The organism is Peptoniphilaceae bacterium AMB_02 (assembly GCA_036321625.1).
GTDB lineage: Bacteria > Bacillota > Clostridia > Tissierellales > Peptoniphilaceae > Microaceticoccus > Microaceticoccus formicicus.
In genome coordinates, this window is record CP143259.1 from 1672874 (window position 1) to 1699847 (window position 26974).

Here is a 26974-nt window from a genome sequence, read left to right on the forward strand (position 1 = left end):
TAAAGTGAGAGTAGAATGACATATTTTCCTCCCAAGAAAATTGTATTTGGTGATTACATTTTACACGAGTATCACAATGTTGTCTTTTATTTCTTATAGGTGTTGCACTTCAAATGATAACATAAGCACCTCCCTCGTCATAGGGAGGCTCTCAAGGACTCATCTCTTAGTACAACCAAACTCACAATAACCCCTCTTCCCACAAAAAAACAGTAGATCCGAAAATCTACCGTTTTTACTCTAATAATCAAATTCTATTTTAACTTTACCTTCTTCCATATTGACTTCGTTGAAGACTTCTATTAAGTCGTAACCGTAATCGCCGAGGTTTCTAAAGATGGTTGAAACATTGATTATGGTTATGAAGGTGGGTATTGATTCGTATGATAGGAGGTCCCATAGGGCATCCAGGTTTTTCCCGTAGTAATCGGGGAGTCTCAGTTTTTCCTGAAGGTATTCATGTGTTGATTCTCTGTCCTTCATCATTTTTCCGTCTAATGTTATTCTCTTCATTTTATCTCCTCGCCTAGGTTAATCGAATCTCAGTTCTTCGAAAGTGTTGTAATGATCCGGTGAATAGAAAATTAATCCGTCGTTTGAATAGACGAGTCGTTCAGCACCTCTATGCCCTCCGGAGTAGTTGACATCGCATTCATAATAGGTTCTGCCGGATTTATTTGGTAGTTTCTTTTCTCTATTGCCAAATCTGTCACCTCCGATGACTCCCTTATCGGTTACATCCCAAAGGTTTCCTTCTCTACTTTCCCAGCCCAGTTTTGCAGCTTCGCTTTTGGTTAGGTAATTTTGAGGTAATTCGCCAAATTTATGGATGTACTCAGCGACTTCCTCTTTCTCATAGTAACTTTTACCCTGAACTACCGAAGCTTCTTCAGCTTTATCTTCTTGTTCTACTTCTTCACTATCCGCATAATCCGTTTTTTCGTCATCCTCTTTGTCTTCCGGTTCATCCAAGTTGATGATATCCTCTTTCGCAGTTTGTGTTTCTGTCTGTTTGATACCGAAGTAGCCGCAAGCTGTACTAAAAAGCATGAATAATGCTAAAATTAAAACCAATATCTTATTCTTTTTCATAATTATCTCCAAACACCAAATTAAAATATCTTACAAGTTCACTATAAGCGTATTCTTCCGAAAATTCTCCCAGTCCGTCCAAAATACTCTTATAATACCACTTGTGTAATTCCTTGTCCTTCTCATTAAATCTATCCCAAACATCGCTGCCGGTTCTGGTTTCATCAAAGTAGATATCTCTGAGATTGGCCAGTTTATCGGCAAGCATGACTATCTTAGCTTCTCTTGGGGCGTTTTTTAAGGATTCGATCGTTTCTTTTTTTCTCGTCATCCAAGTATCAGAAGGGTCTATGCCCTCTCTTTTGTCCTCAGTTTCATGTTCGATAATCTTTAGAACTCTTTCACCGAATTTTTCCCTTATTTCATCTTCGCAGACATTTGGACAGTCCTCGAGTGTGTCATGTAAGAGTGCCGCAATTATTATATCTTCGTCATTGGTTAGAGTTGTTGTGATTTTTGCCACCTCAAATGGATGAAAAATATAAGGTATACCGGTTCCCTTTCTATATACACCATAATGCGCATTGGTCGCAAATTCAATGGCTTCATTTATTTTGCTGTATAGTCCATTTTCTCTCATAATATCCTCCCGGTTTATTATACGACTTCTATCAAATTTCCTCCCAGTTCTCCGGCTAATACAGGATCACATGTAGTAAAGATGACCTGATAATCATTGGAGAATTCCTTCAGCATCTCTATTGACTCTTTTCTTCTATTTATGTCCATATCATTTAAGACATCGTCGAGAACGATAAAACTGTTCTTTGGAAAAAGATTTTCTAAAAGCGATAGTCTAAGCGAAAGAGCTATAGTGTCCTTAGTTCCTTTTGATAGATGATTATATTTTACAACATGACCCTCACTATTTACAAACTCAACTTTCAATTCATCTTGTAATTTATTGATTCTGATTGAGTCTCCAAGTATCCTCTTGAGATATTTTTGCATGGATGAATACAGACCGGAAATTGGATTGGATTCCATTTCTCTTTTGGTTTCATGGAAAACATCCCTAATTCTTTCCAGTGCGTTTAATCTATTTAATAATCTTGTAAATTCCTCTTCCTTATCAGCTAAATCTCTCTTGAGCTCCTCATATGATATCTCGGGAAGATTAGCTTCCGCTTTATTATACTGTATTCTGATATCAGTTTCTGAATTAAGAAGTTCGGAATATCTGGCATTTACTCTTTTTGCCCTGTCAAAGAATTCATCTGCAGAAGTAAAACCTTCGGGCAGTTTCTTAAGGCCGTTTAACTCCCTATTAATGCTCTCTCTTTTTACATAATTCTCGCCATGCATTAGAATCGCATTATCCACCGATGTGTATTTTTCTAAAAGCGCTGTAAGTTCTTTCTGAGTTGTTGCAGTTTCAATTTCGAGTTTTCTAATCTCTCTGTCAATTAGCACGAGCTTTGAATCTACTTCCTCTTTAGAACGAAGTTCCTTGACTTCCTCCAGCTTACCGAATTCGGATTTCATCTCTTCCAAGTTGCCGGTCCCGATCAGCATATCCTTTTCTTTATCTAATAATCTAATCTTATTGTCAAGTTCCACTTTTCTCTCATATTTGAGCTTGGCTTCATCTAGTGTATCTACATTCATGGATTTGTATATCTCGTTTAATCTTTTCTTATACTCGGTATTCTCAACGATGATGCTGGTTACATCGAGTTCTTTTAACTTGACTTCAAATTCAACTATATCTTTTACTACCAGCTTTAAGTATCCGCCTAAATCAAAATTCTCACTGTTTAAGTACTCTAATTTCTCATTCATTGCATCGTATAGGTTAATGTCCTGGGCAATGCTCTCATCAAGTACTTCCAGTTTGGCAGACAGCTGAGATGCGGATAGTTTTCCGTTATTTATAAGTATATTTCTCTCCAGGTTTTCAGCTTCTTTAAGTAGTTCCTGTTTAATATTTTGAAGTGGTTCACGCTCACTTATTAGTTTGGTGCGTTCACCCTCATTTTTTTCAATCTTAGAGAGTATTTCTTTTAATTCATTTCTTCTTTTTTGTGCTGAAATTTTTATAAGTTCCTCATTCAAGCCCTTTTGTTCTATACGCAGTTTTTCTAGTTTTTCGACATCAGTGGCTTGCTTCTGCTCTAATGCAGGCCATTTTGAAATCACCTGTTTGAGTTCGGTCTCTACCTTCTTAATATCTAAAAGGTCCCTTTCAAGCTCCGACCTCTTTCGTATGTCTTCCGATGAATCGTCAAAAACTTTCTTTTGTTCACTGATTGTTTTTAATTCTTTAGATACTTTTCCCAGTTCTTTGGTGATTTGTTCAAAATATTGCTCGCTTTTAAGTGCATTTTGCATATCGTTTTTCAAGTACTCTTTATTATAATACGATTGAAGTATCTGCCCGATATTCTTCTTATACGGATTGTTAATGCCCCTATTATTCTTAGGTCTCACGGACTCAATATCCCAACTATTCGTAAGATTACTGATTCTGTCATTAATACCTTCTTCAAGTTCGTCAATAGAGACTCCGTCCAGTTCCATAACTGCTTTTGACAGAAAATTTACTACATCTGTTTTAATCTCATCTGTTGTAAATATTGTAACTAAGGGACTTGGATACTTTTGTGATGAAAACAAAATATATCTATAGGTAGCAGATCCAAATTCAAATAGATGATTTAAATTCATATTGATATTGTCTTGATCGTGTATTCTCTGTCCTGTTTCACTCACTAGCTCAGAGTGCATTTTAGCTCCCCATGACTTTTTTAATTGGTATTTTTTGTTGTTCACTTCAAAGACAATGGTACTGTCAATGGTATCCGAAGAATTTACCGGAAAATAATTGGCGATAAATTCTTTATCTGTAGTTCTGTTTAGTTTTGCATTTTGAAAAAGAGTATTATAAACTGCATCGATAATAGTAGATTTTCCGGCTTCATTCTTTCCGTAGAGTACATTCATTCCGTCCACAAATTCGTATTCTCTACTTCTAAGACCTGCGAAATTATCAGTTTTAAATTTCTTAAGCTTCATCTAAACACCTCTTCTACTATCTTCAATCATCTCAAAAGCTATCTGTAGTGCTTCTTCATCATTTCCAAGTTTATTAAGCATTTTGTGAGGAAATGAACCTTCTATAAAATAGTCTCCTATATCTTCTTTGGTAAGTCTGATTTTCAGTTCATCATCGGCCACATCCAAATAAGCCAGGTAGGACTTCAGCTCATCGTATTTCACGTTTTTAATTTCATAAAAGTCTCTGTCAAGCATGCCCGAAATCTTTACCCTAAGTAATTTATTGGCATTTTCTCCGTTTGAATACATGCTGATCAGCGATTCTAAATCCTCAATCGAATCTATTTTAAGACTTATGTCCTCAAATCTATACTCTCCGCTGATGTATCTACTTGAATTTATATTCTTGTTCTCGTCTATCTCTATCAAAAAGCCCGAACCTTCGTATCTATAATTCATACCGTCAGGCTCATGGGTTCCGGCATTGTAGATTCTGTCTTCACTCGGTTTTCCGTCTGCCGGATATGGCACATGTGTATGCCCTATTAACCAAACATCCATCGGTATGGAAGTAAGTTCTGCTCTGGACATGTAAAAATAGTTCCCTTCCAAATCAGGAGTAATGCCCTCGAATGCACCATGTGCAATACCGATATTAATCCTGTTTTCGTCCGGTTTTTGAGTCGAAATCCACGCAATATTATTAGATTTGGAATGTTTACTGTCACAGTGAGCAGGATATACTACTGCATTGTGTCCGTACTCGGATAAATCATATGGTTTAAATTCCTTTAAAAGTATGACTTCATCTGACATATGGTCTATGAAGTTTTTCCAAAGTTTTTCATTTCCGCTATAGTAATCGTGGTTTCCCGGCAGCACTAAAACCACGCCGGTAAATCTGTTTAATTCATCCAATGCTGCTTTTACGAGCTTTTCCGGTATATTTAAGCTATTGAAAAGATCGCCTGCAACTACAAAAAGATTAGCAGCATTTTGATTGGCAAACTCTACCATCTTCCTGATTGAACCAAGCCTTGCATCTATTAATTTATCTCTTATATCATCCGGGTATTTCGCAAATTTCATACCCAGATGATTGTCAGAAGTATGAAATATTTTTATACTCATATTACCTCCAGCAGATTGTAAATTTCAGTTAAGTTTTCTATATTATAAGTTGCAATACTGCTCTTGTATCCTTCGGGATTAAAATATACACTGTCTATACCCACACTTGAAGCTCCCCTTATATCTGAGCTTTCAGAGTCTCCTATCATCAATAATTCACCCTTTGAGTATGGCTTAATTCTGTCTATTATCTTTAGAAAAAATCTGCTATCAGGTTTACTGTGCCCGATTTCTTCCGAAATAAAGTAATCATTAATATAAGGTTTTAGTCCCGATACTTGAACTCTCCTAATCTGCACATTATAAAACCCGTTGCTTGCAATATATAATTTATAATCACGAGACAAGTTTTTACATAATTCTAGAGCTCCCTCTACGGTGTTTTCTGATTCAGATAGAGTGTATAGAAAGAATTCGCCCATCTCTTTGGGGTTGGCATTGGACTCCATTTTTTCTATCAATCTTCTGAATCTGTCAATTTTTAACTTATCCATCGTAATCGTACCGGCTTCAAGCTCACTCCAAATCTCCTTGCTTATCTGCCTATAGTATTCGATAGCTAATTCATGATCATTTATATTAAATTCAGTTAATGTCTTTCTTATTACATGATGCTCGGATGAACTGAAATCCAGCAGTGTATTATCGGCATCAAAAAGTAAATGCTTATATTTCTTAACCATATGCCACTCCTATATAAAAAGAAGCTGAATTATATCTTCAGCTCTTCTTCAACTTTTTTTGCTCTTGCAATCCAGGTATGATTTATTTTAACTTCCTCTATTCGTCTAATTTTCTCCATCAACAGGTCCGGATTTGATTTAATCTCCTCTAGCTTGTCAGATATGGACTCATAGCTATAGTCAACACAAAAACCTATGTCGTTTTCACTTACAAAATCGGCGCTGGCGGTATCATTTGATACAAGAATAGGAAGATTATTTCCCATATATTCAAATAATTTATAAGGTACCGCAAAGCTTAGATATATATTTGGTTTTAAAGTCAGCACACCTAGATTTGACTTGTCGAGCTCTACTTGTAAATCATCACCCGATAAATGGACTACTTTTATATTATCATTTAGTTTAGGATATTTATCTTTTTGTCTATCCCATTCTCCTTTACGACAGCAAATGGTAAGCTTTATTTCTTTTATTTCGTTAACGGCTTTTATAAGTTCCGATAATTCGTATATGCCACCGATTCCCCCCACATAAATCAATTTAATTTCGCTGAGGTTTTTATGAGTTGTCGTAGTCTTTTCGAAACCCGGAGGTAATGGTCTGGATATTTTTCGTAAATCTTCAGGCAAATACTCATTCATAGCCATATGAGGTAGGTACAGGACATCCAGATACTTCGAGTATTGTCTAAGATCGTATTCATACATCTTGATAGCCAGTAGATATTTCAAGCCCTTGACTGAGTTTCTGTAAAGCGGAAACTTCCAGTGCATATCCCTGTAAAACAGTCCTATCTTTTTTCCCTTCGCTTTTAAGTACTTAAAGAAACCAAAATCCAAAGTCGGATATGTGGGAAGGTGATGACTTTCAGTTAACAGAGTCGGCATAGTCGAGCTCTCAGAATACATAAAATCATAGCTTAAGCCATCATTTATCTTTTTCTTAATCTCGTCTATCTGCCCGGCTCTAGTCTTAGCATCACCCATGACAAAATCTACTTCATATCCGATTTCTCTAAAAGCTTCGAGCATTTTAAATGGTCTAATATGAGAAGCTGATTTCATCTCAGGCATTATTTTATTTGGTACATGAAATATCATTCTTGCCATAATTCACCTCATATATTTTGAGAGATAATACTTACTATCCTCTTTGCCGCATCTCCACTACCATATATATTTTCTTTAAAGTCTCCGGTCTTTAATCCGCTAAAAGCATCATAGATGTCAGCTCCACTCACAAGTACATTTATACCCTCATCCACCAGCTCTATCCAGCTCGTATCCGGCATTAATACCAGAGCTTTTTTACCGGAAAAATAAGTCTCCTTTTGATAGCCTCCACTGTCAGTAATCGCAGCATATGCATGCTGTGTAAGTCCCATAAGTTTTAAATAGTCAATTGGAGGCACGACTAATATGTCCTTCAGCATTGAGCTAAGTTTAAACTCTTCGATTCTGGCTTTGGTTCTGGGATGAATTGTAAAAACTATTGGAATCTCACGTGCGATTCTTCCTACTCCATTTAGTATTTCAGTTAAAGTTTCTCTATCATCCACATTAAAATCTCTATGCATCGTCATTACAATGTACTTCCCTGGCTCAAGTCCAAGTTCTGAGTGGTAGCTTTTATCAAATGTCGGTCTCATTTTAAGGAATATATCATACATTACATCCCCTGTGAAATGAACACCTTCTCTGATCCCCTCGGCTTCAAGATTCTTCATACCCCATTCACTAGGTACAAATAAATACTTTGAAATTCTGTCTGTTAGCACTCTGTTTATTTCTTCCGGCATATCCTTTGGATGCTGTCTAAGACCCGCTTCAATATGGGCGACACCTATCTTTAGTTTGGCAGCAGTAAGAGCTCCTGCCAAAGTCGAATTTGTGTCTCCATATAAAATTACAAGCTCAGGTGACTCCTTTAACATAAGCTCTTCCAAAGCAATAAGCATTTCCCCGGTCATCTTTCCATGACTACCACCTGAGAGTCCCAGGTTATAATCGGGTTTCCTCATGCTCAAGGTTTCAAAAAAACTACCCGACATATTCTCATCATAGTGCTGACCGGTATGCACTAGAATCTCATTAATTCCTTCTACTTTATTAAGCTCATGTTGTACTATCGCCTCTTTAACAAACTGAGGTCTCGCACCGACGATTGACATTATTTTCATTTATTCACCTTTTTTTTTCCTTCGTTATATTTCTTAGCCAAAATATTTACATTATCGTATTGTGGCTTCAACTCAACTTGTTCAGGTTTTAGTTCGTATTTTTCAGCCAATGACTCGTCTACCTCTTTTTCAGACATCTTTATTTTCTCCGGATACCTAAAATAGGAATCGGCATTGGGAATTGCTTCACTAACATCCATTCTGTCATCATATATAAATGAAGTTTTTACATTCGCAATCGGATACATTGGCAGCTCTTCATATAAAAGTTTTTGTACTTTATTATATGCAATTTGTGCTTCTATATAGTCCTCTTTGCCATCTGCTTCGTCTAATAATTTGATTATATCTTGATTGTAGTAGCCTGAATAATTGTGACTTCCATCTTTCTCAAAGAACTTTCTATAAGCATCAGGACTCTTCATACTCTTATACTTGTATAATGCATAGTCAAATAAATCAGTGTTTGCATCTACAAGTCCTTCAAAATATTCTTCTTCAAAAAGAGGCGCAATTTTAAAATTGAGTTCTTGAGTTCTGAATAGTTCCTGAAGTGTTATTGCAATCCTCTCTTGAAACTCGCCTTCTTCCATCTTAAAACCGAAATGAAGTACTTCCCCTCCATTTTCTACTTGGTATCTTCTAAGTTGATTAGCAGTCTCACCTGTTTGAGCATTAAAATACGCATTTTGAGGTGAGGTGTACTTAGTAGTAATTCCAAAAATTGAATCAGCTGCTTTAGTGTAATTAGTCATACCAAAATATCCGGTTAACGAATTAGGAGTTAACATATCTGCAACTAAATGCCTAAGCTCTGGTGTATTCACATGTTTTCTTTCAGTCTTGAACACCATTGCTATATCATAACCTTCTTCAAATATCTCATTTTTGTAAAGTTCATTTTTAAAAGATAATGTGTCATTTGGCAGTATATAACCCACTTGCATATTATAATCAAGTAAATCGTATCTATTGGTATAAAAATTGGCTGAGGATCTAAGTAATATTTTTTCAAATTGTGGTTTTTCGTATATGGAATTTTCAAAATAAACCAGTTCAATTACCTCTGTATTGTATTTTTCATCGATTCTATATTTACTAAATGCATATGCTGAATTTCCGATTAGCATTTCAGTTTCATTTGGAGAAAATTCTTCTTTTTCTTTTCCTTCGTAAATATGCTTAGGTAAAATCTTTATCTCAGATAGTTTTTGCAAGATGGATCCTGAGTATCTATCAAGTTTGAGTTCAACAGTATTGCTATCGATTTTATTAATCAAAATCGGATTCCCATCAAGGTACATATAATCGTTATAAACAGTATCTCTATTATCTATAAGGTATTTGTAGGTATAGATGATATCATCGGCAGTCATCTCTACTCCATCATGCCATTTAATTCCTTTTTTTAGTTTAATTGTTACCTTCTTATTGTCAAATTTTACATCTTCTGCAAGGATATTTTCGATTTTATCTTTATACTCTTCTGTTTTAATATCAAATAGCGGTCTATATAACATAGAGATTATTTTTCCTGAGGTAGGGTTATCACTATAAAATGGATTCATATTGCCGATAAAACCAATCATTCCGAAAGTCAATTCTTCAGGTAGTTCACGATGATAAGTATACTCTCTTTGGAAGATTCTTCTTCCAATCGCGAAGTCTGTTTTTTCAATTTTTTCCTGCTTTAATTCATTTCCAATTTCTTCAGATGTTCTGGTTGTATCCCTTCCGGCACAACTTACAAATGATAACATTAGAATAACTATTAAAAATTTATATAAATACTTTTTCATAATGATTCCTTTCTTGAGGTTTATAGTATACTAATATAATATAATAGATATAGATACTATACAAGGTCTTTTATATTTGAGCTTTTGTGATATAATTTAATTAGCCAAAAGAAACGAGGAATTATAAATGATAAACTTAAATTTAATGAATCTTTCGATTCTCTCTATAAGTATAATAACAGCTATTTTAGGTACTGTATTATTTAAAAAAGCAGCAGGCAACTTAAATCCTGTTACAATTAACCCAATCTCAGGTGCCTATTATTTTTTACTATTATTATCAGTTCTCGGTACCACTTTGTTTATGGTAGGAATAACTCACCATACTTCAAGATACATGAAACACCATGATATGAAAATAATAGCTTGGCTAACGGTACTTGTCCTTTTCATTGTATTTCCAGCGATTATTATAGCATTAAATAAAATTTTCAAATTTGATACCAGTAGGAATACGGATTATTTATTGAAAGAAGTTTCAATTCATGAAGCATCAAATGCTGAATTTATCACTATGGTTATTGCGACAATAGTCGTAGTAGGGGCTGTAATCTATACCTATGTAACTATCGGCATACTGAACAGTCCTATATATAATATGATAATTGGAACAGATCCTGTTGAACTTGCAAAACTTAGAAATATGGCTGATGCAGGATTTCCAGGCAATCAATATATAAAAAATATATTTGCCATCGCATTGACACCATTTATATCTTATATAGCTTATATCTATATGAGAAAAACTAAAGAAAAAAGGTGGATAATACTTTTTGTAATTCTATTCATAGCTTCGAATCTTATAGCCTTTTACAATATACAAAAAGCTCCCATCATTATATACTGGGGTAGTTTTGTAATACTGTCTATATATTATGGAGACAAAATCAGCTTAAAGCATATACTGGCAATCGGTATAATATCTGTTATTGCTATTATCGCTATGTATACTGTTATAACGGATGCCCCTTTAAAGAAAACTCTAAGTTTTAATGGACCGATGAATAGAATAATTATGACTACACCTTCAGCATATATACTACATTTAGAAGTATTTACTTATAGGACAGACTTGTTAAACGGTGCTAGCCTTCCAAATCCAATAGGAAGACTTCTCCTCGGCCATCCATCTGTTATTAGAAGTGGTAGGGTAGTCATGGAAACTATAAACTTCCTAGGTATAAGACTTGGAACTTCAGGTGTATATAATGGATTATTCCTGGGCGAGGCATTCGCAAACTTTGGAAAATGGGGAATATTTGCATCTATGCTTCATATCCCTATAGTATTCTTTGTAGTGAATTTAATATTCAACAAACTTAAAAAAACACCTATAACTGTAGCACTATTTACTTTTTGGACAGTTAATCTATTATTTACTTTGAATGGAGGATATACTGATTATATATTTTCTATGATTTGGACACTGGTAACTTTAACCGGAGTTGCAATGTCCGTGTTTACTTGGTTATTACGAAAGATTAGGATTTAAAGAATTTAATAACTTTGATCTTATTATAATTGATAATCATCATAATACCTTTTTCTTGTAATAAAAAGAGCTTGGGTGGAAAAATTCTTTCCATCCAAACTCTTTTTTTATAGTATTTCTTCAAGTCTATCAGTTAATCTGTTAAAATCAAAATCCTCAGCTGCAATTAGTGCATTTCTACTGTATTCATTGTATTTATCAGCTGACATATTATAAAAGTCAAGTATACCTTCTGCCAGATACTTTGGATCAATAGGTTTTACTGTGTACCCTGCTCCGTATTTTTCGAGTAGGTCATGTCCGCATTCTACATTAGAAATTGTAGGCTTACCTGAAGCAAAATATTCGAAGAGCTTATTTGGACTTAGTCCGTACTTAAACAGTCCGGGTAAATGTGCGAGTGATAGGATATTTAAATCTGCACGACTTAGGATATTGGGTATATAGTCTTTCTTGACCTTTCCCATGAACTTAACATTTTCCAGTTTATGTTCCTCTACATAAGCCTTAAGATTCTCCTCTTCGGTACCATGTCCAAATAGGTATATATTTATATTATCTTTACCGGCATCTCGTATTATCTCAGCTGCCTTTACAAGAGAATCAACCGCATTGGCTCTTCCCATTGCTCCTGTAAATACAACTTTAAAGTCATTACCTGAATACTTAGGATTGTCGTAGTAATTTGAAATCTTTTGCTTAAAGTCAAATAAGTCTATTCCATTATTGATGTATCTCACTTTGGAACTGTCTATTCCAATATTCTCAACGTATTCGGCACCACCGGGAAAAGTAAATATTAGATTATCGGCTGCAGTATAAGCATTTTTTTCTATCATATAGAGTATTTTTGCTACAGGATGATTTTTTGAAAATTTTCCCATTGCAACAAATGTTTCCGGCCAAAGATCCCTGGTTTCAATTAGTAATTTGGCATTTTTCATTTTTGCTATTTTTTTAGCAGCTAACCAAGCCAATGGATGAGGGCCTGAAGCATAGACGACATCGCAGTCCCCAAAATCCACATATGACTTTTTTACTCCAAAATAGTATTGGAGCATATTTTTTACTCTAGCTCTTCCATTGCCAAAATAATCACTGGTTTTTATAAAAACAAATTTAACCCCCTCTATATCTTTAATAATATATGGCGAAGTTCCATCTGTATTGTTTATATTTGTATTGTGTATAGTTGAAGCTGTAAATACCGTTACATCATAACCTCTTTCGATAAGCTTTTTGGCAAAATTAAAATGCCTTAAATACTTACCTCCTTCCGGAGGTTCGGCATAATGATTTACAATCCATACCTTCTTCATAATGACTCCTCTATTTTTTAATCTAAATCAAATCACATATCAGTAAATATTATATAATACACATTTGGTTTAATCAAATTAATTGTGCATTAGGAATGTAATTAAATATTTAACACAATTCCCCTAAGTTTTGCAATATGTTAGTAACAAAAGTCAATTTATGTATATCTTTATTCTTTTAAACCCATTAGTAATGGGTATAATAAAATTGAAAATGATTTCCCATCGTTTTTATACTATTTGAATGGAGGAAAAAAATGAAGAAACTTCAAAAACTAGGTAGAGCTTTGATGAACCCGGTAGCTGTACTACCGGTAGCAGCGATACTTATGGGTTTAGGTTATTGGATAGACCCTAATGGCTGGGGTGGAGATAGCCAGATAGCTGCTTTCTTAATTAAATCAGGTGCGGCAATACTTGATAATCTTGGAATTATATTTGCAGTAGGGGTAGCTTACGGTCTGTCTAAAGACAAGGACGGAGCTGCTGCATTTAGTGGACTTGTAGCATTTTTAGTTGTAACCACATTATTATCTCCGGGTGCAGTTGCACAGCTTAGAGGAGTAGCACCTGAAGAAGTACTTGTAACTGAAGGATTTGGTAAAATAAACAATGCCTTTATTGGTATACTATCAGGTATCATAGCTGCATTATGCTATAATAAATTCTCAGGAGTTAAGCTTCCTGAATTCTTAGCATTCTTTAGCGGAAGAAGACTTGCACCAATTATGACTTCTTTCTTCATGTTAATCGCATCGGGAATACTATTCTTCTTATGGCCTGTAATTTACGGAGGACTTGTAACTTTTGGTGGTGGAATTCAAAAGTTGGGTGCTATAGGTGCCGGAATTTATGCTTTCTTTAACAGACTTCTTATTCCTACCGGACTACATCACGCACTTAACTCTGTATTCTGGTTTGACACAATTGGAATCAATGATATCCCTAACTTCCTTGGCGGAGTTAAATCGACAATTCCCGGAGTTACAACCGGTATGTACCAGGCTGGTTTCTTCCCAATAATGATGTTCGGTTTACCGGGAGCAGCATTAGCTATGTATCAAACTGCTAAACCGAATAAAAAGAAAGTTGCACTTTCACTATTGACTGCAGGAGCATTTGCTTCATTCTTTACAGGAGTTACAGAGCCTCTTGAGTTCGCATTTATGTTCTTGGCTCCAGGACTATATCTAATCCATGCAATTCTAACCGGAATTTCAGTATTTATTGCAGCTACTATGGGCTGGATGGCAGGATTCGGATTTAGTGCCGGATTTGTAGATATGTTCTTATCCGCAAGAAACCCTCTTGCAACACAGTGGTATATGCTAATCCCGTTAGGACTAGTATTCTTTGCAATCTACTACTTTGTATTTAGATTTGCTATAACTAAATGGAATCTTAAAACTCCTGGTAGAGAAGATGATGAAGACGATATGGCCGGAGAAGGTAAAGAACTTGCAGCAGACACTGATTTTAAAGCCATGGCTTCAACAATCCTTGAAGGACTTGGAGGAGCAGAAAATATCGAATCACTTGACTACTGTATAACTAGACTTAGAATGGAAGTAAAAGACAGATTATTAGTAGATGAAGGTAAAATCAAGCAAGCTAAAATCTCAGGTGTAATAAGACCTGCCAAGAACTCTGTTCAAGTTATCGTAGGTCCACAAGTACAATTCGTAGCCGATGAAATGAGAAAAATGTTATAAAATAAAACAGAAAAGTCGCTTCGGCGACTTTCCAGACTGAAGACAAACCCTGATTAAAAATCAGGGTTTGCTCTATTTTGACAAATCTATTAGCAAAGTTCAATATTTTTCTTAAAACACCATTATTTTTGGGTGGCTTTTTATCTCTTTTACTTAAGATTATTGCTAACTTTTTCATATTTAGGGTCGCAAAAGTAAGTGCTGCTTTCATATCCATTTTCTTTATACCTACCATATTGGTATATCTAAATCCATGATATTCCTTTGCACTCCCAAATTGCCTTTCTATTGTTTCTTTTCTCTTTTTATATTCTGCTTTCCCTTTATATGTATACCGGTATTCTTCTGAAATATCAAGATAATCTTGCCAGATATGTCTAGTTATTATCTTTTGGTGTTTTTTACTACTTGTACACCTTCCTAGGTACCCACAGTTTACACAGATCTTTGGGTTGCTCTTGTACTGCCTATATCCTTCTTTATTTGTGGTTGAGTATCCTAATACTTCATTTGCTGGACAAAGGTAACAGTTGTAGTATTCGTCATACACAAAATCTCTTTTATAGAATGGGTTTTCTAGTTTTGGTTTTGTTTTTTGCCTTGTGTATGGAAATACTGGAAATACTCCATCATCAAACAGTTCTTTCGCTATTGCCGGGAATTTGTAGCCTGCATCCATAACTAGTTTTTTAGGGTTCAATCGTTTTAACTTTTCATCAAAGAAATCTTTAAATGTTGTTCCATCGTGTAAGTTTCCAGGATATGATTTAAAACCTAATATCCATCCATTTTTATCACATGATGTCTGTACGCTGTATGCAAATACTTCTTTATGTTCACCTTTATGGAATAGTCCTGCTTCAGGATCTGTTGTGCTTTTTGTTACTTCTTTTAGTTCTTCATCTTTATCTTTAGGATCAAATGGCTTTTTATCATGTTTTTTTCTATCTTCGTTTATTTCTTTTTCTAACTTTTTTTGATAGTATTTTACCTCTTTTTTCACTTTTACTTTAACAACCTTATACCTATTGGCATGTGCTTTAACATGTGTTGAGTCAACAAATTGGATATTTATATCAACTAAGCCTTCTTCAATGGCTTGTAGTAGTATGTTTTGAAAAATATCTTCAAATATGTTTGTCTCTTTAAATCTTCTTCTGTAGTTTTGACTAAAAGTTGTGAAATGAGGTATTTTATCGTAAAAATCAAAACCTAAAAACCATCTGTAAGCAAGATTTACTTCAATATCTTTAATTGTTTGTCTCATGCTTTTTATGTTGAAAAGGTATTGGATTAAGGTAATCTTAAGCAAAACAACGGGATCTATACTAGGTCGTCCGTTATCAAGACAGTACAAATCTTCAACTAATTCATATATGAAATCAAATTTAATGTATTTATCTATTTTTCTAAGTATATGATCTTCGGGAACCATTTGATCTATTGAAATCATTTGAACTTGATCAACTTTGTTTTTAGAATTTTTAAATAGCATATTAACACTTCTCTCTTAGTGTTATATATACCCAAAACGGCTTAAATTACACATAATATGGCATTTTTAGAACAAAAAAAGCACAGCTAGAAATTTTTTCTAGCTATGCTTTGTCAACAGTCTGAAAAGTCGCTTCGGCGACTTTCTCTTTTTATGGAGGTCGTATGAAAAGATTATTTGATTTAAATCCGTCTGATATCCCAGGAATTAAGGCAAGAGATCTATTGAACAGCATAAAAGCATGTGAAGGTAGAGCTTTTGTTTCAGAGGTAATAGCGCCCTTCCCTGCTGTACTTGGTGATATTTCAAATCCCGAACTCGCAGCAGCATTCGGCGCGGATATAATTCTTCTAAATATGTTTGACCTTGAAAAAGCTTTCATCTTCGGAATAGATGCTGTTAATCCGATAGAAGCAGTTTTTAATCTTACAGGCAAAATAGTCGCTGTAAATCTTGAACCTGTTGACGATACTGCAGAGCTTTCAGTTGAGCGTAGTCTGGTAAGTCCCGGTAGGACTGCCGGCATAGAAAATGTAAGAAAACTTAAAAATATGGGTTGTAAAATGATAGTATTGACAGGAAATCCTGCTACAGGAGTAACCACCGGACAAATTGCAAAATCAATTTCCCAAATAAAAGAGGAATTCGGAGATGAAATAATCGTCATTTCCGGTAAGATGCATAATTCCGGAGTTGCAACCGAAACCGGCAGCTCTCTTATAGATATACCGTCTATTGATATGCTCATAGATGCGGGCTCAGATATAGTCTTGCTACCTGCACCCGGTACCATCCCCGGGTACTCATTAGCGAGAGTATCTGACTTAATCAGCCATGTCCACAGTCGTGGCAAACTTGTCATGACTGCTATCGGAACTTCACAAGAAGGATCTGATCTCCAAACGATAAGGTCTATTGCTATAAATGCTAAGATGGCAGGTGCAGATCTCCATCATATAGGCGACTGCGGTATGTCTCCCGGTATTGCAAGTCCCGAGAATATCATGGCATACTCCATAGCCATCAGAGGCAAAAGGCATACCTATAGGGTTATGAGCAGGTCTGTAAATAGATAGGCACAATATGTGAACAAGGATTTCTAAAATCCATTTATAAAAAAACTCCAAGCAGTTTTCACTGCTTGGAGTTTTTATCTACTAATTGTTTTATCCCAGTCCTTATTTAGCTTTTATCCAACCTAAGTCTATCCAATACTGTAAATCTCTTTCGGGTTTCTTCCCATGTGGAAGTTTCTTTAATACTCCCTTTTGCATCATTTTAGACATTTGAAAGTATAATCGTGCTTTTATACCCATAGGTCTTGGGGAAATATCTGTAAATTTCCGAGCAAATGAACGCAGTTCTGACTCGAATTTTTCTCGTCTCTTTTCTGATATTTCACCCCATTTAACTCCCTCCATCATACCAAAGCCAATTTTCTCAATTCTCGAAACTCCAAGCCACTCCATGGATATTATGACATCTTTTTGTGCTGCTCTATTAGGAGCTCCTATGCTCTGTGTAATGATGACTGCAGTTTTATTGAACATTTCAGGCTTAGGTCTGTGCGCAAACCAATGGACGCCAAAATGGTCAAGCAGTGATTTAATATGTCCGGGTGCCCTAAGTACATATACGGGATAAGCAAATATGATAAGATCGGCATCTATCATTTCATTCCAAATCGGACCTACTTTATCATAATGAGGACAACTACCCTCATCTTCTAAAAAACATCTTTTACATCCCGTACAATAATCAGGTCCGTCTTTTGGCAAATAAAACTCCGTGAGACTTTTTGGCTTTAGTTCATCCAAAAAGATTTCTTTTAGATTATATGTACATCCCTTAACTTCTGTTCCGGTTATTACTACGCATTTCATTTTTTCACCTCTTATACGATTAGAGCAATCAATAATCGCTTCTGCTCTATTAATTACCCTAAAACAATCCCCTAAAACAAATGCAAAATCGTCGATATAATTATACTCAGTGAAAAATTGAATTTCTGTTTTAAATATTTCACCTTCATGATAGAATATATAGGTTAATAAAGTGTGCGGAGGAAATATGAGTATTTTACAAGTTACAAATTTAAGCCATAACTATGGCGGAAGAGAAATTTTAAGGGATGTTAATTTTCGGCTGCTAAATGGTGAGCATGTGGGTCTCATCGGTCCTAATGGAGAAGGAAAATCATCTTTTTTGAATATAATAACAGGTAAACTTCAGCCCGATGTTGGAGAAATAAAATGGGCGAAGAGAGTTAGAGTCGGGTATTTAGACCAACATTCTTATCTGAAAGAAGATATGACGATTAGGGATGTCTTAAAAGATGCTTTTGCTTATTTGTTTGATATAGAACGTGAAATTGAAGAAAGCTATGCTGAAATGGTCAATGTAGATGAAGATAAAATGAATGCCTTATTGGAAGAGGTCGGTACTCTACAAGATATACTGGAACATCATGACTTTTATCTTATAGATGCGAAAATTGACGAGGTTTCCAGTGCCATGGGAGTAGATGCTTTGGGCTTGGATAATCCCGTTAATGGTCTAAGTGGTGGTCAGAGGTCAAAGGTACTATTATGTAAGCTGCTATTAGAAAAGCCGGACATACTGCTACTTGATGAGCCCACAAATTACTTGGATGAGGAGCATATAGAGTGGCTTAGAAGGTATCTAAAGGAATACGAAAATGCTTTTATACTGATTTCACATGACATCTCATTTTTAAACTCCGTAATCAATTTAATCTACCATGTAGAGAATATGGAACTTAACCGATACGTAGGCGATTACGATGACTTTTTAAGGCTCCATGAAGAAAAACAGAGACAACTAAAGGCTGCATATAATAGACAACAACAGGAAATCAGTCAACTTAAGGATTTCGTTGCACGTAACAAAGCCAGAGTAGCCACCAGAAATATGGCAATGTCTAGACAGAAAAAGCTCGACAAGATGGATATTATAGAACTGCCTAGAGAAAAAGCAAAACCCGAGTTCAGGTTTTTAACCAAATCAGCTCCGGGTAAATTGATTTTTGAAACTAAAGATCTAGTAATAGGATATGATTCACCTCTAACCAAGCCCTTAAATCTTAGGATGGAAAGAGGTCAGCGTATAGCTGTAATTGGAGAGAACGGTCTTGGAAAAACGACTTTGATAAAAACTCTCCTTGGTCTTATCCCACCTATCTCGGGCAATATTGAAAATGGTCAAAATATAGATTTTGGATACTTCGAACAAGAAGATTCTTCAGACGGATCCAGAACTGCCATAGATGAGTTATGGGATGAGTATCCTTCACATACTCAAGCTTCCATCCGATCCATGCTTGCGAAATGTGGTTTAACTACTGAAAACATGGAGGTCCTTGTAAGAGTTTTAAGTGGAGGAGAAAGATCTAAGCTTAGACTTTGTAAGATACTAAACAGACCGACAAATGTTCTCGTACTGGATGAACCAACAAATCATTTAGATCCGAAAGCTAAAGAAGAACTTAAACGTGCTCTAAAGGAGTACAAAGGCGGAATCTTTTTAATCTCTCATGAGAAGGATTTTTACGAAGAAGTCTCCAATGAGATATGGAAAATGAGCGACTTTATATAAATACTTTTAAGGATAATTATATATATTGTAAACACATTTATTTATGATTAGCAATAATAGGAGGAGATTTTTTGATATATGTAAATAATTTGGGCGTGCGTTTCCCGGACAGGATACTCTTTGATGATGTCAATTTGACATTCTCACCGGGAAACTGCTATGGAGTAATAGGTGCCAATGGAGCCGGTAAGACAACTTTTTTAAAGATTTTGTCCGGAGAAAAAGAAGCTACCTCAGGTGATATCACTATTGCCAAAGACAGTAGGATGAGCATACTAAAGCAGGATCACTTTGCATTTGACGACTATACCGTCTTAGACACGGTAATAATCGGAAACAAAAGACTATATGATATAAGAGAAGAGAAAAATGCCATCTATGCTAAGGAAGATTTTAATGAAGCCGATGGGATTAGAGCATCGGAACTAGAAGCTGAATTTGCAGAATTAAACGGATGGGAAGCAGAATCAGAAGCGGGCATTCTACTTCAAGGACTCGGAATCGAAAACTCACTTCACGAGAAGTATATGAGAGAACTCACCGGTAACGAAAAGGTCAAAATCCTCCTGGCACAAGCATTATTTGGCAATCCTGATATACTGCTTCTAGACGAGCCTACAAATGATTTGGATATAAAAGCCGTACTCTGGCTAGAGGATTTTTTATCTACTTTTGAAGGGATTGTAATTGTAGTAAGCCATGACCGTTACTTCCTGAACGAAGTTTGTACCCATATGGTGGATATCGACTTTGGCAAAATTAATATTTTTACAGGTAACTACGACTTTTGGTATGAATCAAGTCAGTTAGCTCTTCAGATGGCAAAGGACAGAAATAAAGCAAAGGCAGAAAAGATAAAAGAGCTCCAAGCTTTTATAGCTAAGTTCTCAGCCAATAAGAGCAAGTCAAAACAAGCTACCAGCAGAAAAAAACTACTCGACAAGATAAGCCTTGATGATATCAGACCGTCCACCAGAAAATATCCATTCGTAGGTTTTACACTTAGTAGAGAGGTCGGAAACGAAATACTAAATGTTGAAAACTTGACAAAGGTAGTGGACGGAACGGTCCTTATAGATAAACTCAACTTCAGAGTCAATAAAAACGAAAAGATTGCTTTTATTGGAAACGAATTGGCTATAACCGCCCTATTTGAAATATTGGAAGGTTATGATACTGATTTTAAAGGCGAATTTAAATGGGGACAGACTATTACCCATTCCTATTTCCCTAAAGACAATAACGAATTTTTTGAAAATGTAGACCTGAATCTAATAGACTGGTTGAGACAATACTCCGAAGAACAAAGTCAGATATATCTTCAAGGTTTTCTCGGAAAAATGCTGTTCTCAGGTGATGATGCACTAAAGAAAGCAAAAGTACTATCAGGTGGAGAGAGAGTAAGGATGATGTTTTCCAGAATGATGCTGACTCCTTCAAATGCTCTTATATTTGATCAACCCACAAACCACCTGGATTTAGAGAGTATAACAGCAGTTAATAATGGGCTTATTTCCTTTAAAGGAAATATTCTCTTCACATCCAAAGACCACCAATTTATAGATACTATCGCAAACAGAATAATCGAGATACTTCCCGATGGAAGCACAAGAGATAAAACGACCGGCTATAATGAATATCTGGAAGAGTACTATGTAAAACAATAGAACCCCTGTTCTGGGGATAAAAAAAGACAAACCCAAATTAAACCGGGTTTGTCTTTTGTTATATGGATTTTAAAGGTAGCGACGAAAAGATGTCGCTTTTTGTATTTCTCTCACTCGATGAGTTGAGTAGTTGTCGGTTGTGAGGGATTAGTTTTAAAGAGCCTCCCTCTGACGAGGGCGAGATACACAAAGAAGAATTCGAAGAAGTCTACTACTATATTTTAGACTCATCTCTAACTACCGCCAAACTGACAACTCTTCCCCCCCTTCCACTTTTGTGTGGTCATAAATTAGTTGCATAAGTGATTCCATGTCTCAATTGTAACATAGGTACAAAAATGGAGCTGAGGCAGCTCCGCTACTTTAAAGCTAGAGTAATGGAAGCCTTGGTTTTCTCTCCCTCCGAGTCGCTTAGGCGACCCACCTCCCTCGTCAGAGGGAGGCTCTCAAAGACTTACACAATATCTTCAAAAACTACATTCTTTAAGGTTAATTTGTATTTTGTTTTTTCCGGCTCCATCTGACGAGGGAGCTGTCAGCTATGCTGACTGAGGGAGAGATATAAAAAGAAGAATTTGAAAAATTCAACCATTATATTTAGACTCACGACCAATCCCACACGACCACCCAACTCCTCAGCTAATCCAGCTCCGCCCTTTATTACAACTGAATCAATTTCTCGTATTTAAGGTTAACTTCGCTTGGGATTTGATGTGTTATTATAAAAATGAATTTATCTTTTATTTCCATAATTTCTCTAAAAGCATAAAAAGATGCGAAATTCAGAGTAATTATGAATTTCACATCTTCTGATTTACTATCTATACCAGATTTATAATAAGCTATTATTTTCTTAGCTCTAAAATGATATCTTTAAGTAGTTCAGGATCAACAATTTGATATAATTCTTCTCCCGATTTACCTTTTGAACCAAATGCAATCTTAGGATTATTCGCAATGGTCGGATCTTCCTTATTGGTAAATGCCCCAACATGAACTTGACTCGGCTTTAATTCACTTTTTATCCATTCCAAATTATGAGTTCTGACTCCACCTGAAATAAATTCTATCCTGCCGTTTGAAGCTTCTATCAATTTATCTAGTAATTCCCGACCTTCTTCCAGGGTGTTGGCTTGACCTTTTGTCAGTATCCTCTTAAAACCAAGTTCTATTAAATCTTCCATGGCTTTAAAGGGATCAGGTACCACATCGAAAGCTCTATGAAATACAGCTTCGGCTTCGCCTATTACATCGATAATTCTCTTACATGCACTTTTATTTACAGTTCCATCCTCATTCAATATCCCAAAAACTATACCCTCTGCTCCATTGTCAGCAAAGAATTTAGCATCTGTAATCATGACTTCTATATCTTCGTCACTATAGTAATATCCACTTTCTCTGGGTCTAACCATTACCATAAGTGGGATATTAATAAGTTCTTTAGCTCTTTTAAACATTCCATACGATGGAGTTAGGCCTCCCAAACACATTGAAGTAGTAAACTCAACTCTATCTGCACCGAGTTTTTCAGCCAATATAGTATCGTCGACACTACCACAACAAACTTCTATTAACATATCTCACCTCTTTTTTTTATAATGATTGGTTGCTATCATTATATTTACTAAACATATTATTTTATCATTTGATGTAATAATCCACCATCAATTAATATATCCGAACCAGTAATAAAGGATGCTTTTTCGCCTTTCAAAAATTCTACTGTATTTGTAATTTCTTCAGGCTTACCAAATCTTCCTATAGGAGTAATAGCAAGCATTTGGTTCATGATTTCAGAAGCTTCTTCCATTGCAGCTGCTGACATTGGGGTTTCTATAATTCCCGGAGAAATAGACAATAGTCTTGCTCCCTTGGCACCGAAATCCATGGCAAATTTTGTAACCATTAGGTGATTACCTCTTTTACAGAAATTATACGCTTGATTAGGATCGTCCAGATAGAATTTTAGAACTTTGTAAGCACCTTCCAAATCTGGTTCTGCCAAGTACTTGTCATATATTTCATTTGGTGGTACGACATAGCCCATTATTGAGGCTATCAGTATCAACACCGTATTCTGGGTTGCATATTCAAGAGTGGTGTCCAATACTTTTTTAGCTCCTAAAAGATCTATTTTAAATACCTTCTCTCCCGTCACACCAACGCCGCTTATACCTGCCGCATTTAAAACACAACCTAAATCTCCTTCCTTAGTTATTTCTTCAAATAATTGTTCTACTTCCTCAGGTTTAGATATATCAGACACCTTATAATTTGCATCAACACCTAAATCTCTCAGCTCTTTACATTTTACACTTAATTTTTCTTCATTTCTGCCGGTTATATATAGTTTTTCTCCTACAAATTTTTTGGCACATTCAAAACCTATGCCACCACCGCCACCGGTGATTAGATTTACTTTAGACATATTATTCTCCTTTCATTTTGTATACCACTTATATTACATATACCCAAATAGCAGCCATAATAAATAAATGCTTCTTTAATTATGATTTATACTATGGTATTATATAAGGGACATATTTTGTCATTTTTAACGATTCTCTTAAATATAGAAAGGAAATCATCCATGAAATCATTAATGATACAGGGCACCACTTCTTCCGCAGGAAAAAGTACCATAGTTACAGCATTATGTCGAATATTTGTTCAGAAAGGTATTGATGTCTTTCCTTTTAAAGCACAAAATATGAGTAGAAATTATATGCATACAAATACAGGCAAGAGGATTTCCTCTGCCCAATTCGTTCAAGCACATGCTGCTAGAATAGAGCCGTCTGAATTAATGAATCCCGTTTTATTAGTACCGGAAACCGATGTAGGATCCGAAGTGGTAATTCTTGGTAAGAGTTATAAGTACATGAAGGCCAGGGAGTACTTTGAATACAAAAGTGAATTAAAAGAAAAGATAAAAGAAATATATGACGAAATCTCATCAAAGCATGAGTTAATAGTAATCGAAGGCGCAGGTTCTCCTGCAGAGATAAATCTAAATGAAAATGACTTCGTCAACACGGGTATGGCAGAGATTGCAGATGCTGATGTACTGCTTGTCACTGACATTGATAGAGGAGGCAGTTTTGCGTCTCTTTACGGCACGGTAATGCTTCTAAAAGAAGAAGATCGTAAGAGAGTGAAAGGATTTATTATCAACAAATTTAGAGGTGATAAATCACTTCTGGACAGTGGTCTTAAGATGATAGAAGAACTCACAGGTATACCCGTAATTGGAGTAATTCCCTATACTCATCTGGAGATAGTAGATGAAGATTCTCTTATTGAATACAGAAAACATGCTCATTGCTGTTTTGATCCGGTAATGCTGGAAGATGAAATCGAAAGATTGGCGGGAATCGTCACAGAAAATATGGATATAGATAAAATATTAAAAATGTTAGAGGAATAATATGATTGTTTACACGGCGATTATTGCCGACTGGTTGTTTGGAGATCCTGTGAATTTTCCACATCCGGTTCGACTAATGGGAGCAATAATATCTCTTGAGGAAAAGATAATAAGAAGATTTTGCAAGACTGCCACAGCTTTAAAGCTGGGCGGTCTATTTATCGTAGCTTTAAATATTGCAATATCCTTCTTTGGGATACACTATCTCATACAGCTTTTCGATTTTAATAAATATCTTCAGCTGGTAATAAAGATTCACCTCGCTTATACAACAATCGCCGCAAAATCTCTAGGTAAAGAAGCGTCAGAAGTAAAAAAAGAAATGAAAATCTCCTTAGAACGTGGAAGAAGCAGACTAAGATATATAGTAGGAAGAAATACCGATAAATTAAGTCAAGCAGGTATTATCAGAGCTTGCGTTGAGACTATAGCGGAAAATACTTCAGATGGAGTTATTGCACCGATATTTTATTTGATTTTCGGAGTACCTTTCGCATTCGCATATAAGATGATAAATACCATGGATTCAATGTTGGGATATAAAAATTCCAAATACCAGGATCTGGGTTATTTCCCTGCCAAAATAGATGATTTGGTTAATATTATCCCAGCCAGACTCACATCACTATTAATGATACTCTCCTCAGTGTTCTCATTCGACATGAAAACCGGATTTAAAACGACAATGAGAGATCATAAAAAACATACCAGTCCAAACGCCGGCTACCCTGAGAGTACTGTTGCAGGACTTTTGAATATCCAACTTGGCGGTGGTTCTTTTTATGAAAATATATATATTGAAAAGCCGTATATTGGAGATGCTATCAGACCTGTCAGAGCTAAGGACATAGACGATACGATCAGGATAATGTATAGATCGGAAATACTGTTTATGATTTTATATGCAGCTTTCTTATTTATTACAAAGGTTGTGATTAAATGATTCACGGTGCAGACATATTGAGCTATAAAACTGATAAAGACTTGATTGATTTCAGTAGCAATATTAATCCACTGGGTTATCCTACAGGACTTATGGATTTTATCATCTCTGAATTCGACAATGTTAAATCTTACCCTGATATTCAGTATAGGGAACTTAGAGATTCTCTGTCGAGATACTTGAAAACAGAAGCCAAGTATATAGTCCCCGGTAATGGAGCGATGGAAATCATAGATGGAGTTCTGTCTAAATTCAATAGATGCATCATACCCTATCCCTCCTTTATCGAGTACGAGCTTAGAGCTAAAGAGAATAATTGTGAAATAGAATTTATCGCTCCTAATCCTGACCTATCTTTAAATGTGGATATTTTAAAATCCATAATAGAAAATTGTTCAGATGACGGATTTAAAAACTGTTTGATAATAGGAAACCCTAATAATCCGACAGGTTATGTTTTAAGCTTGGAGGAGATAAAAACCATACACTCCCTATGTATAGAAAATGAAGTTACACTCATCTTAGATGAGGCTTTCTTCGAGTTTACTGATTCTAATTATGACACAGTGGAATATGCGAATAGCATGAATTATAAGAATATCATAATAGTCAGAGCTGCTACCAAGTTCTTCGGACTACCAGGAATCAGACTAGGATACGGAATTATGAATGAAGACAATGTAAACTTCCTTAAACATTCTTTAAACCCATGGAGTGTCAATTCATTTGCCGAATCTGCCGGACGTTATATCTTTAATGACAGAGTATATATAAAAGAAAGCGTGGAATACATAAAAAAAGAGCGTGAATTTTTATATGACCAAATCTCAAATCTAAATTCTTTTAAAATATTTAAAAGCAGATCCAATTATATGCTGTTAAAAGCTATGAAAAATGATGTTAATGAATTATTTGATTTTCTGCTCCAAAATGGTATCCTAATCAGGCTATGCAGCACTTTTAGAGGATTGGACAATACCTACATAAGAATTGCAGTGAAATCTCATGATGATAATTCATATCTAATAAAAAAATTAAAGGAGTTCTACAATGCAAAATAGTTTTAAGTTTTTTAGAAATACCGACTGTATGTACTTCCCATGTCACAAGGTAGAAGATGATTCTGAATTTAACTGTTTATTTTGTTACTGCCCTCTTTTCTTAATCGAGGACTGTAAAGGAAATCCAAAATGGAATTACGGATTTAAAGACTGTTCAAACTGTCTCGTACCACATAGACCTTCAGGTTATGACCACATAAATAATATACTTAGAGAAGAAGTGTTTAGTAAAGCTGTAGAAAAAGAATTTGAAAAAAGAAAAAACGAAAAATAAAGTTATCAGTAATGAATATTCCTAACTGCTCAGACTGTAAAAAGCCCTAATTGAGAATAGGGTTTTTTTAATGTTTAAGATT

Annotated in this window: 22 protein-coding genes and 1 pseudogene; 9 read left to right on the forward strand and 14 right to left on the reverse strand. The window is 35.4% G+C overall.

Annotation, left to right across the window (positions count from 1 at the left end):
• Window positions 1-240: 240 nt before the first annotated feature.
• The 9 genes from VZL98_08140 to VZL98_08180 are packed head-to-tail and all read right to left on the reverse strand — an operon-like array spanning window position 241 to window position 9845.
• The gene (locus VZL98_08140; protein WVH62664.1) at window positions 241-513 is read right to left on the reverse strand and encodes a barstar family protein; all 273 of its coding nucleotides are present in this window, start codon (window positions 511-513) and stop codon (window positions 241-243) included.
• 18 nt (window positions 514-531) lie between these two features.
• Window positions 532-1092, reverse strand: coding sequence for a ribonuclease domain-containing protein (locus tag VZL98_08145; GenBank protein ID WVH62665.1), 561 nt, complete (start codon window positions 1090-1092; stop codon window positions 532-534).
• Window positions 1079-1672 (reverse strand): HD domain-containing protein, encoded by a 594-nt coding sequence (locus tag VZL98_08150; GenBank protein WVH62666.1) that lies wholly within the window; start codon window positions 1670-1672, stop codon window positions 1079-1081. The genes VZL98_08145 and VZL98_08150 overlap by 14 nt, the downstream gene beginning before the upstream one ends.
• Window positions 1673-1689: 17 nt before the next feature.
• Entirely contained in the window at window positions 1690-4107 is a 2418-nt protein-coding gene (locus VZL98_08155; GenBank protein WVH62667.1) for an AAA family ATPase, read from the reverse strand.
• A complete protein-coding gene (locus tag VZL98_08160; protein WVH62668.1) occupies window positions 4108-5220 on the reverse strand; it encodes a metallophosphoesterase in 1113 nt (370 codons plus the stop codon).
• Window positions 5217-5903 (reverse strand): YjjG family noncanonical pyrimidine nucleotidase, encoded by a 687-nt coding sequence (locus VZL98_08165; GenBank protein ID WVH62669.1) that lies wholly within the window; start codon window positions 5901-5903, stop codon window positions 5217-5219. Before VZL98_08165 ends, VZL98_08160 begins: the two co-directional genes overlap by 4 nt.
• Before the next feature lie 29 nt (window positions 5904-5932).
• Window positions 5933-7015, reverse strand: a complete 1083-nt coding sequence (locus tag VZL98_08170) for a glycosyltransferase (protein ID WVH62670.1) — start codon at window positions 7013-7015, stop codon at window positions 5933-5935.
• 8 nt (window positions 7016-7023) lie between these two features.
• Complete coding sequence (gene wecB, locus VZL98_08175) at window positions 7024-8085, reverse strand: UDP-N-acetylglucosamine 2-epimerase (non-hydrolyzing) (GenBank protein ID WVH62671.1); 1062 nt, start codon at window positions 8083-8085, stop codon at window positions 7024-7026.
• Window positions 8082-9845, reverse strand: a complete 1764-nt coding sequence (locus VZL98_08180; GenBank protein ID WVH62672.1) for an ABC transporter substrate-binding protein — start codon at window positions 9843-9845, stop codon at window positions 8082-8084. The genes wecB and VZL98_08180 overlap by 4 nt, the downstream gene beginning before the upstream one ends.
• 166 nt (window positions 9846-10011) lie before the next feature.
• On the opposite strand from VZL98_08180, the gene VZL98_08185 reads away from it, so the two are divergent.
• A complete protein-coding gene (locus tag VZL98_08185; protein ID WVH62673.1) occupies window positions 10012-11376 on the forward strand; it encodes a hypothetical protein in 1365 nt (454 codons plus the stop codon).
• A gap of 107 nt (window positions 11377-11483) precedes the next feature.
• Here VZL98_08185 and VZL98_08190 read toward each other — a convergent pair whose 3' ends face one another.
• Window positions 11484-12695 (reverse strand): glycosyltransferase family 4 protein, encoded by a 1212-nt coding sequence (locus VZL98_08190; GenBank protein WVH62674.1) that lies wholly within the window; start codon window positions 12693-12695, stop codon window positions 11484-11486.
• Window positions 12696-12952: 257 nt separating this feature from the next.
• On the opposite strand from VZL98_08190, the gene nagE reads away from it, so the two are divergent.
• Entirely contained in the window at window positions 12953-14407 is a 1455-nt protein-coding gene (gene nagE, locus VZL98_08195; protein WVH62675.1) for an N-acetylglucosamine-specific PTS transporter subunit IIBC, read from the forward strand.
• Between the two features lie 163 nt (window positions 14408-14570).
• Here the strand turns inward: nagE and VZL98_08200 are convergent.
• Window positions 14571-15902 (reverse strand): annotated as a pseudogene (locus VZL98_08200) (IS1182 family transposase).
• Between the two features lie 164 nt (window positions 15903-16066).
• Between VZL98_08200 and VZL98_08205 the strand changes: the two are divergent.
• Window positions 16067-16978: a haloacid dehalogenase-like hydrolase gene (locus VZL98_08205; protein ID WVH62676.1), complete on the forward strand. Its 912-nt coding sequence runs from the start codon at window positions 16067-16069 to the stop codon at window positions 16976-16978.
• A 102-nt stretch (window positions 16979-17080) separates the two neighbouring features.
• On the opposite strand, the gene VZL98_08210 is transcribed toward VZL98_08205, so the two are convergent.
• Window positions 17081-17785 (reverse strand): NAD(P)H-dependent oxidoreductase, encoded by a 705-nt coding sequence (locus tag VZL98_08210; protein WVH62677.1) that lies wholly within the window; start codon window positions 17783-17785, stop codon window positions 17081-17083.
• Window positions 17786-17972: 187 nt separating this feature from the next.
• On the opposite strand from VZL98_08210, the gene VZL98_08215 reads away from it, so the two are divergent.
• Complete coding sequence (locus tag VZL98_08215; GenBank protein WVH62678.1) at window positions 17973-19517, forward strand: ABC-F family ATP-binding cassette domain-containing protein; 1545 nt, start codon at window positions 17973-17975, stop codon at window positions 19515-19517.
• A gap of 71 nt (window positions 19518-19588) precedes the next feature.
• Entirely contained in the window at window positions 19589-21184 is a 1596-nt protein-coding gene (locus tag VZL98_08220; protein ID WVH62679.1) for an ATP-binding cassette domain-containing protein, read from the forward strand.
• Window positions 21185-22029: 845 nt separating this feature from the next.
• Here VZL98_08220 and VZL98_08225 read toward each other — a convergent pair.
• Window positions 22030-22764, reverse strand: coding sequence for a copper homeostasis protein CutC (locus VZL98_08225; GenBank protein ID WVH62680.1), 735 nt, complete (start codon window positions 22762-22764; stop codon window positions 22030-22032).
• A gap of 56 nt (window positions 22765-22820) precedes the next feature.
• Complete coding sequence (locus tag VZL98_08230) at window positions 22821-23615, reverse strand: SDR family oxidoreductase (protein WVH62681.1); 795 nt, start codon at window positions 23613-23615, stop codon at window positions 22821-22823.
• A gap of 174 nt (window positions 23616-23789) precedes the next feature.
• On the opposite strand from VZL98_08230, the gene VZL98_08235 reads away from it, so the two are divergent.
• Genes VZL98_08235 through VZL98_08250 form a run of 4 tightly spaced genes read left to right on the forward strand, consistent with a single transcriptional unit; the run spans window position 23790 to window position 26892 of the window.
• Complete coding sequence (locus tag VZL98_08235; GenBank protein WVH64552.1) at window positions 23790-24614, forward strand: cobyric acid synthase; 825 nt, start codon at window positions 23790-23792, stop codon at window positions 24612-24614.
• Window position 24615: 1 nt separating this feature from the next.
• Entirely contained in the window at window positions 24616-25557 is a 942-nt protein-coding gene (cbiB, locus tag VZL98_08240) for an adenosylcobinamide-phosphate synthase CbiB (GenBank protein WVH62682.1), read from the forward strand.
• Window positions 25554-26618, forward strand: coding sequence for a histidinol-phosphate transaminase (locus VZL98_08245; protein ID WVH62683.1), 1065 nt, complete (start codon window positions 25554-25556; stop codon window positions 26616-26618). The genes cbiB and VZL98_08245 overlap by 4 nt, the downstream gene beginning before the upstream one ends.
• Window positions 26608-26892 (forward strand): cysteine-rich small domain-containing protein, encoded by a 285-nt coding sequence (locus VZL98_08250; protein ID WVH62684.1) that lies wholly within the window; start codon window positions 26608-26610, stop codon window positions 26890-26892. Before VZL98_08245 ends, VZL98_08250 begins: the two co-directional genes overlap by 11 nt.
• Window positions 26893-26974: the final 82 nt, after the last annotated feature.

Coding starts and splice junctions, on each gene's coding strand:
- VZL98_08170 (WVH62670.1), bottom strand. CDS start 7,015: ATGGCAAGAATGATATTTCATGTACCAAATAAAATAATGCCTGAGATG.
- VZL98_08230 (WVH62681.1), bottom strand. CDS start 23,615: ATGTCTAAAGTAAATCTAATCACCGGTGGCGGTGGTGGCATAGGTTTT.
- cbiB (WVH62682.1), top strand. CDS start 24,616: ATGATTGTTTACACGGCGATTATTGCCGACTGGTTGTTTGGAGATCCT.
- VZL98_08140 (WVH62664.1), bottom strand. CDS start 513: ATGAAGAGAATAACATTAGACGGAAAAATGATGAAGGACAGAGAATCA.
- VZL98_08185 (WVH62673.1), top strand. CDS start 10,012: ATGATAAACTTAAATTTAATGAATCTTTCGATTCTCTCTATAAGTATA.
- VZL98_08165 (WVH62669.1), bottom strand. CDS start 5,903: ATGGTTAAGAAATATAAGCATTTACTTTTTGATGCCGATAATACACTG.
- VZL98_08190 (WVH62674.1), bottom strand. CDS start 12,695: ATGAAGAAGGTATGGATTGTAAATCATTATGCCGAACCTCCGGAAGGA.
- VZL98_08225 (WVH62680.1), bottom strand. CDS start 22,764: ATGTTAATAGAAGTTTGTTGTGGTAGTGTCGACGATACTATATTGGCT.
- wecB (WVH62671.1), bottom strand. CDS start 8,085: ATGAAAATAATGTCAATCGTCGGTGCGAGACCTCAGTTTGTTAAAGAG.
- nagE (WVH62675.1), top strand. CDS start 12,953: ATGAAGAAACTTCAAAAACTAGGTAGAGCTTTGATGAACCCGGTAGCT.
- VZL98_08210 (WVH62677.1), bottom strand. CDS start 17,785: ATGAAATGCGTAGTAATAACCGGAACAGAAGTTAAGGGATGTACATAT.
- VZL98_08160 (WVH62668.1), bottom strand. CDS start 5,220: ATGAGTATAAAAATATTTCATACTTCTGACAATCATCTGGGTATGAAA.
- VZL98_08145 (WVH62665.1), bottom strand. CDS start 1,092: ATGAAAAAGAATAAGATATTGGTTTTAATTTTAGCATTATTCATGCTT.
- VZL98_08155 (WVH62667.1), bottom strand. CDS start 4,107: ATGAAGCTTAAGAAATTTAAAACTGATAATTTCGCAGGTCTTAGAAGT.
- VZL98_08180 (WVH62672.1), bottom strand. CDS start 9,845: ATGTTATCATTTGTAAGTTGTGCCGGAAGGGATACAACCAGAACATCT.
- VZL98_08245 (WVH62683.1), top strand. CDS start 25,554: ATGATTCACGGTGCAGACATATTGAGCTATAAAACTGATAAAGACTTG.
- VZL98_08235 (WVH64552.1), top strand. CDS start 23,790: ATGATACAGGGCACCACTTCTTCCGCAGGAAAAAGTACCATAGTTACA.
- VZL98_08250 (WVH62684.1), top strand. CDS start 26,608: ATGCAAAATAGTTTTAAGTTTTTTAGAAATACCGACTGTATGTACTTC.
- VZL98_08150 (WVH62666.1), bottom strand. CDS start 1,672: ATGAGAGAAAATGGACTATACAGCAAAATAAATGAAGCCATTGAATTT.
- VZL98_08205 (WVH62676.1), top strand. CDS start 16,067: ATGAAAAGATTATTTGATTTAAATCCGTCTGATATCCCAGGAATTAAG.
- VZL98_08215 (WVH62678.1), top strand. CDS start 17,973: ATGAGTATTTTACAAGTTACAAATTTAAGCCATAACTATGGCGGAAGA.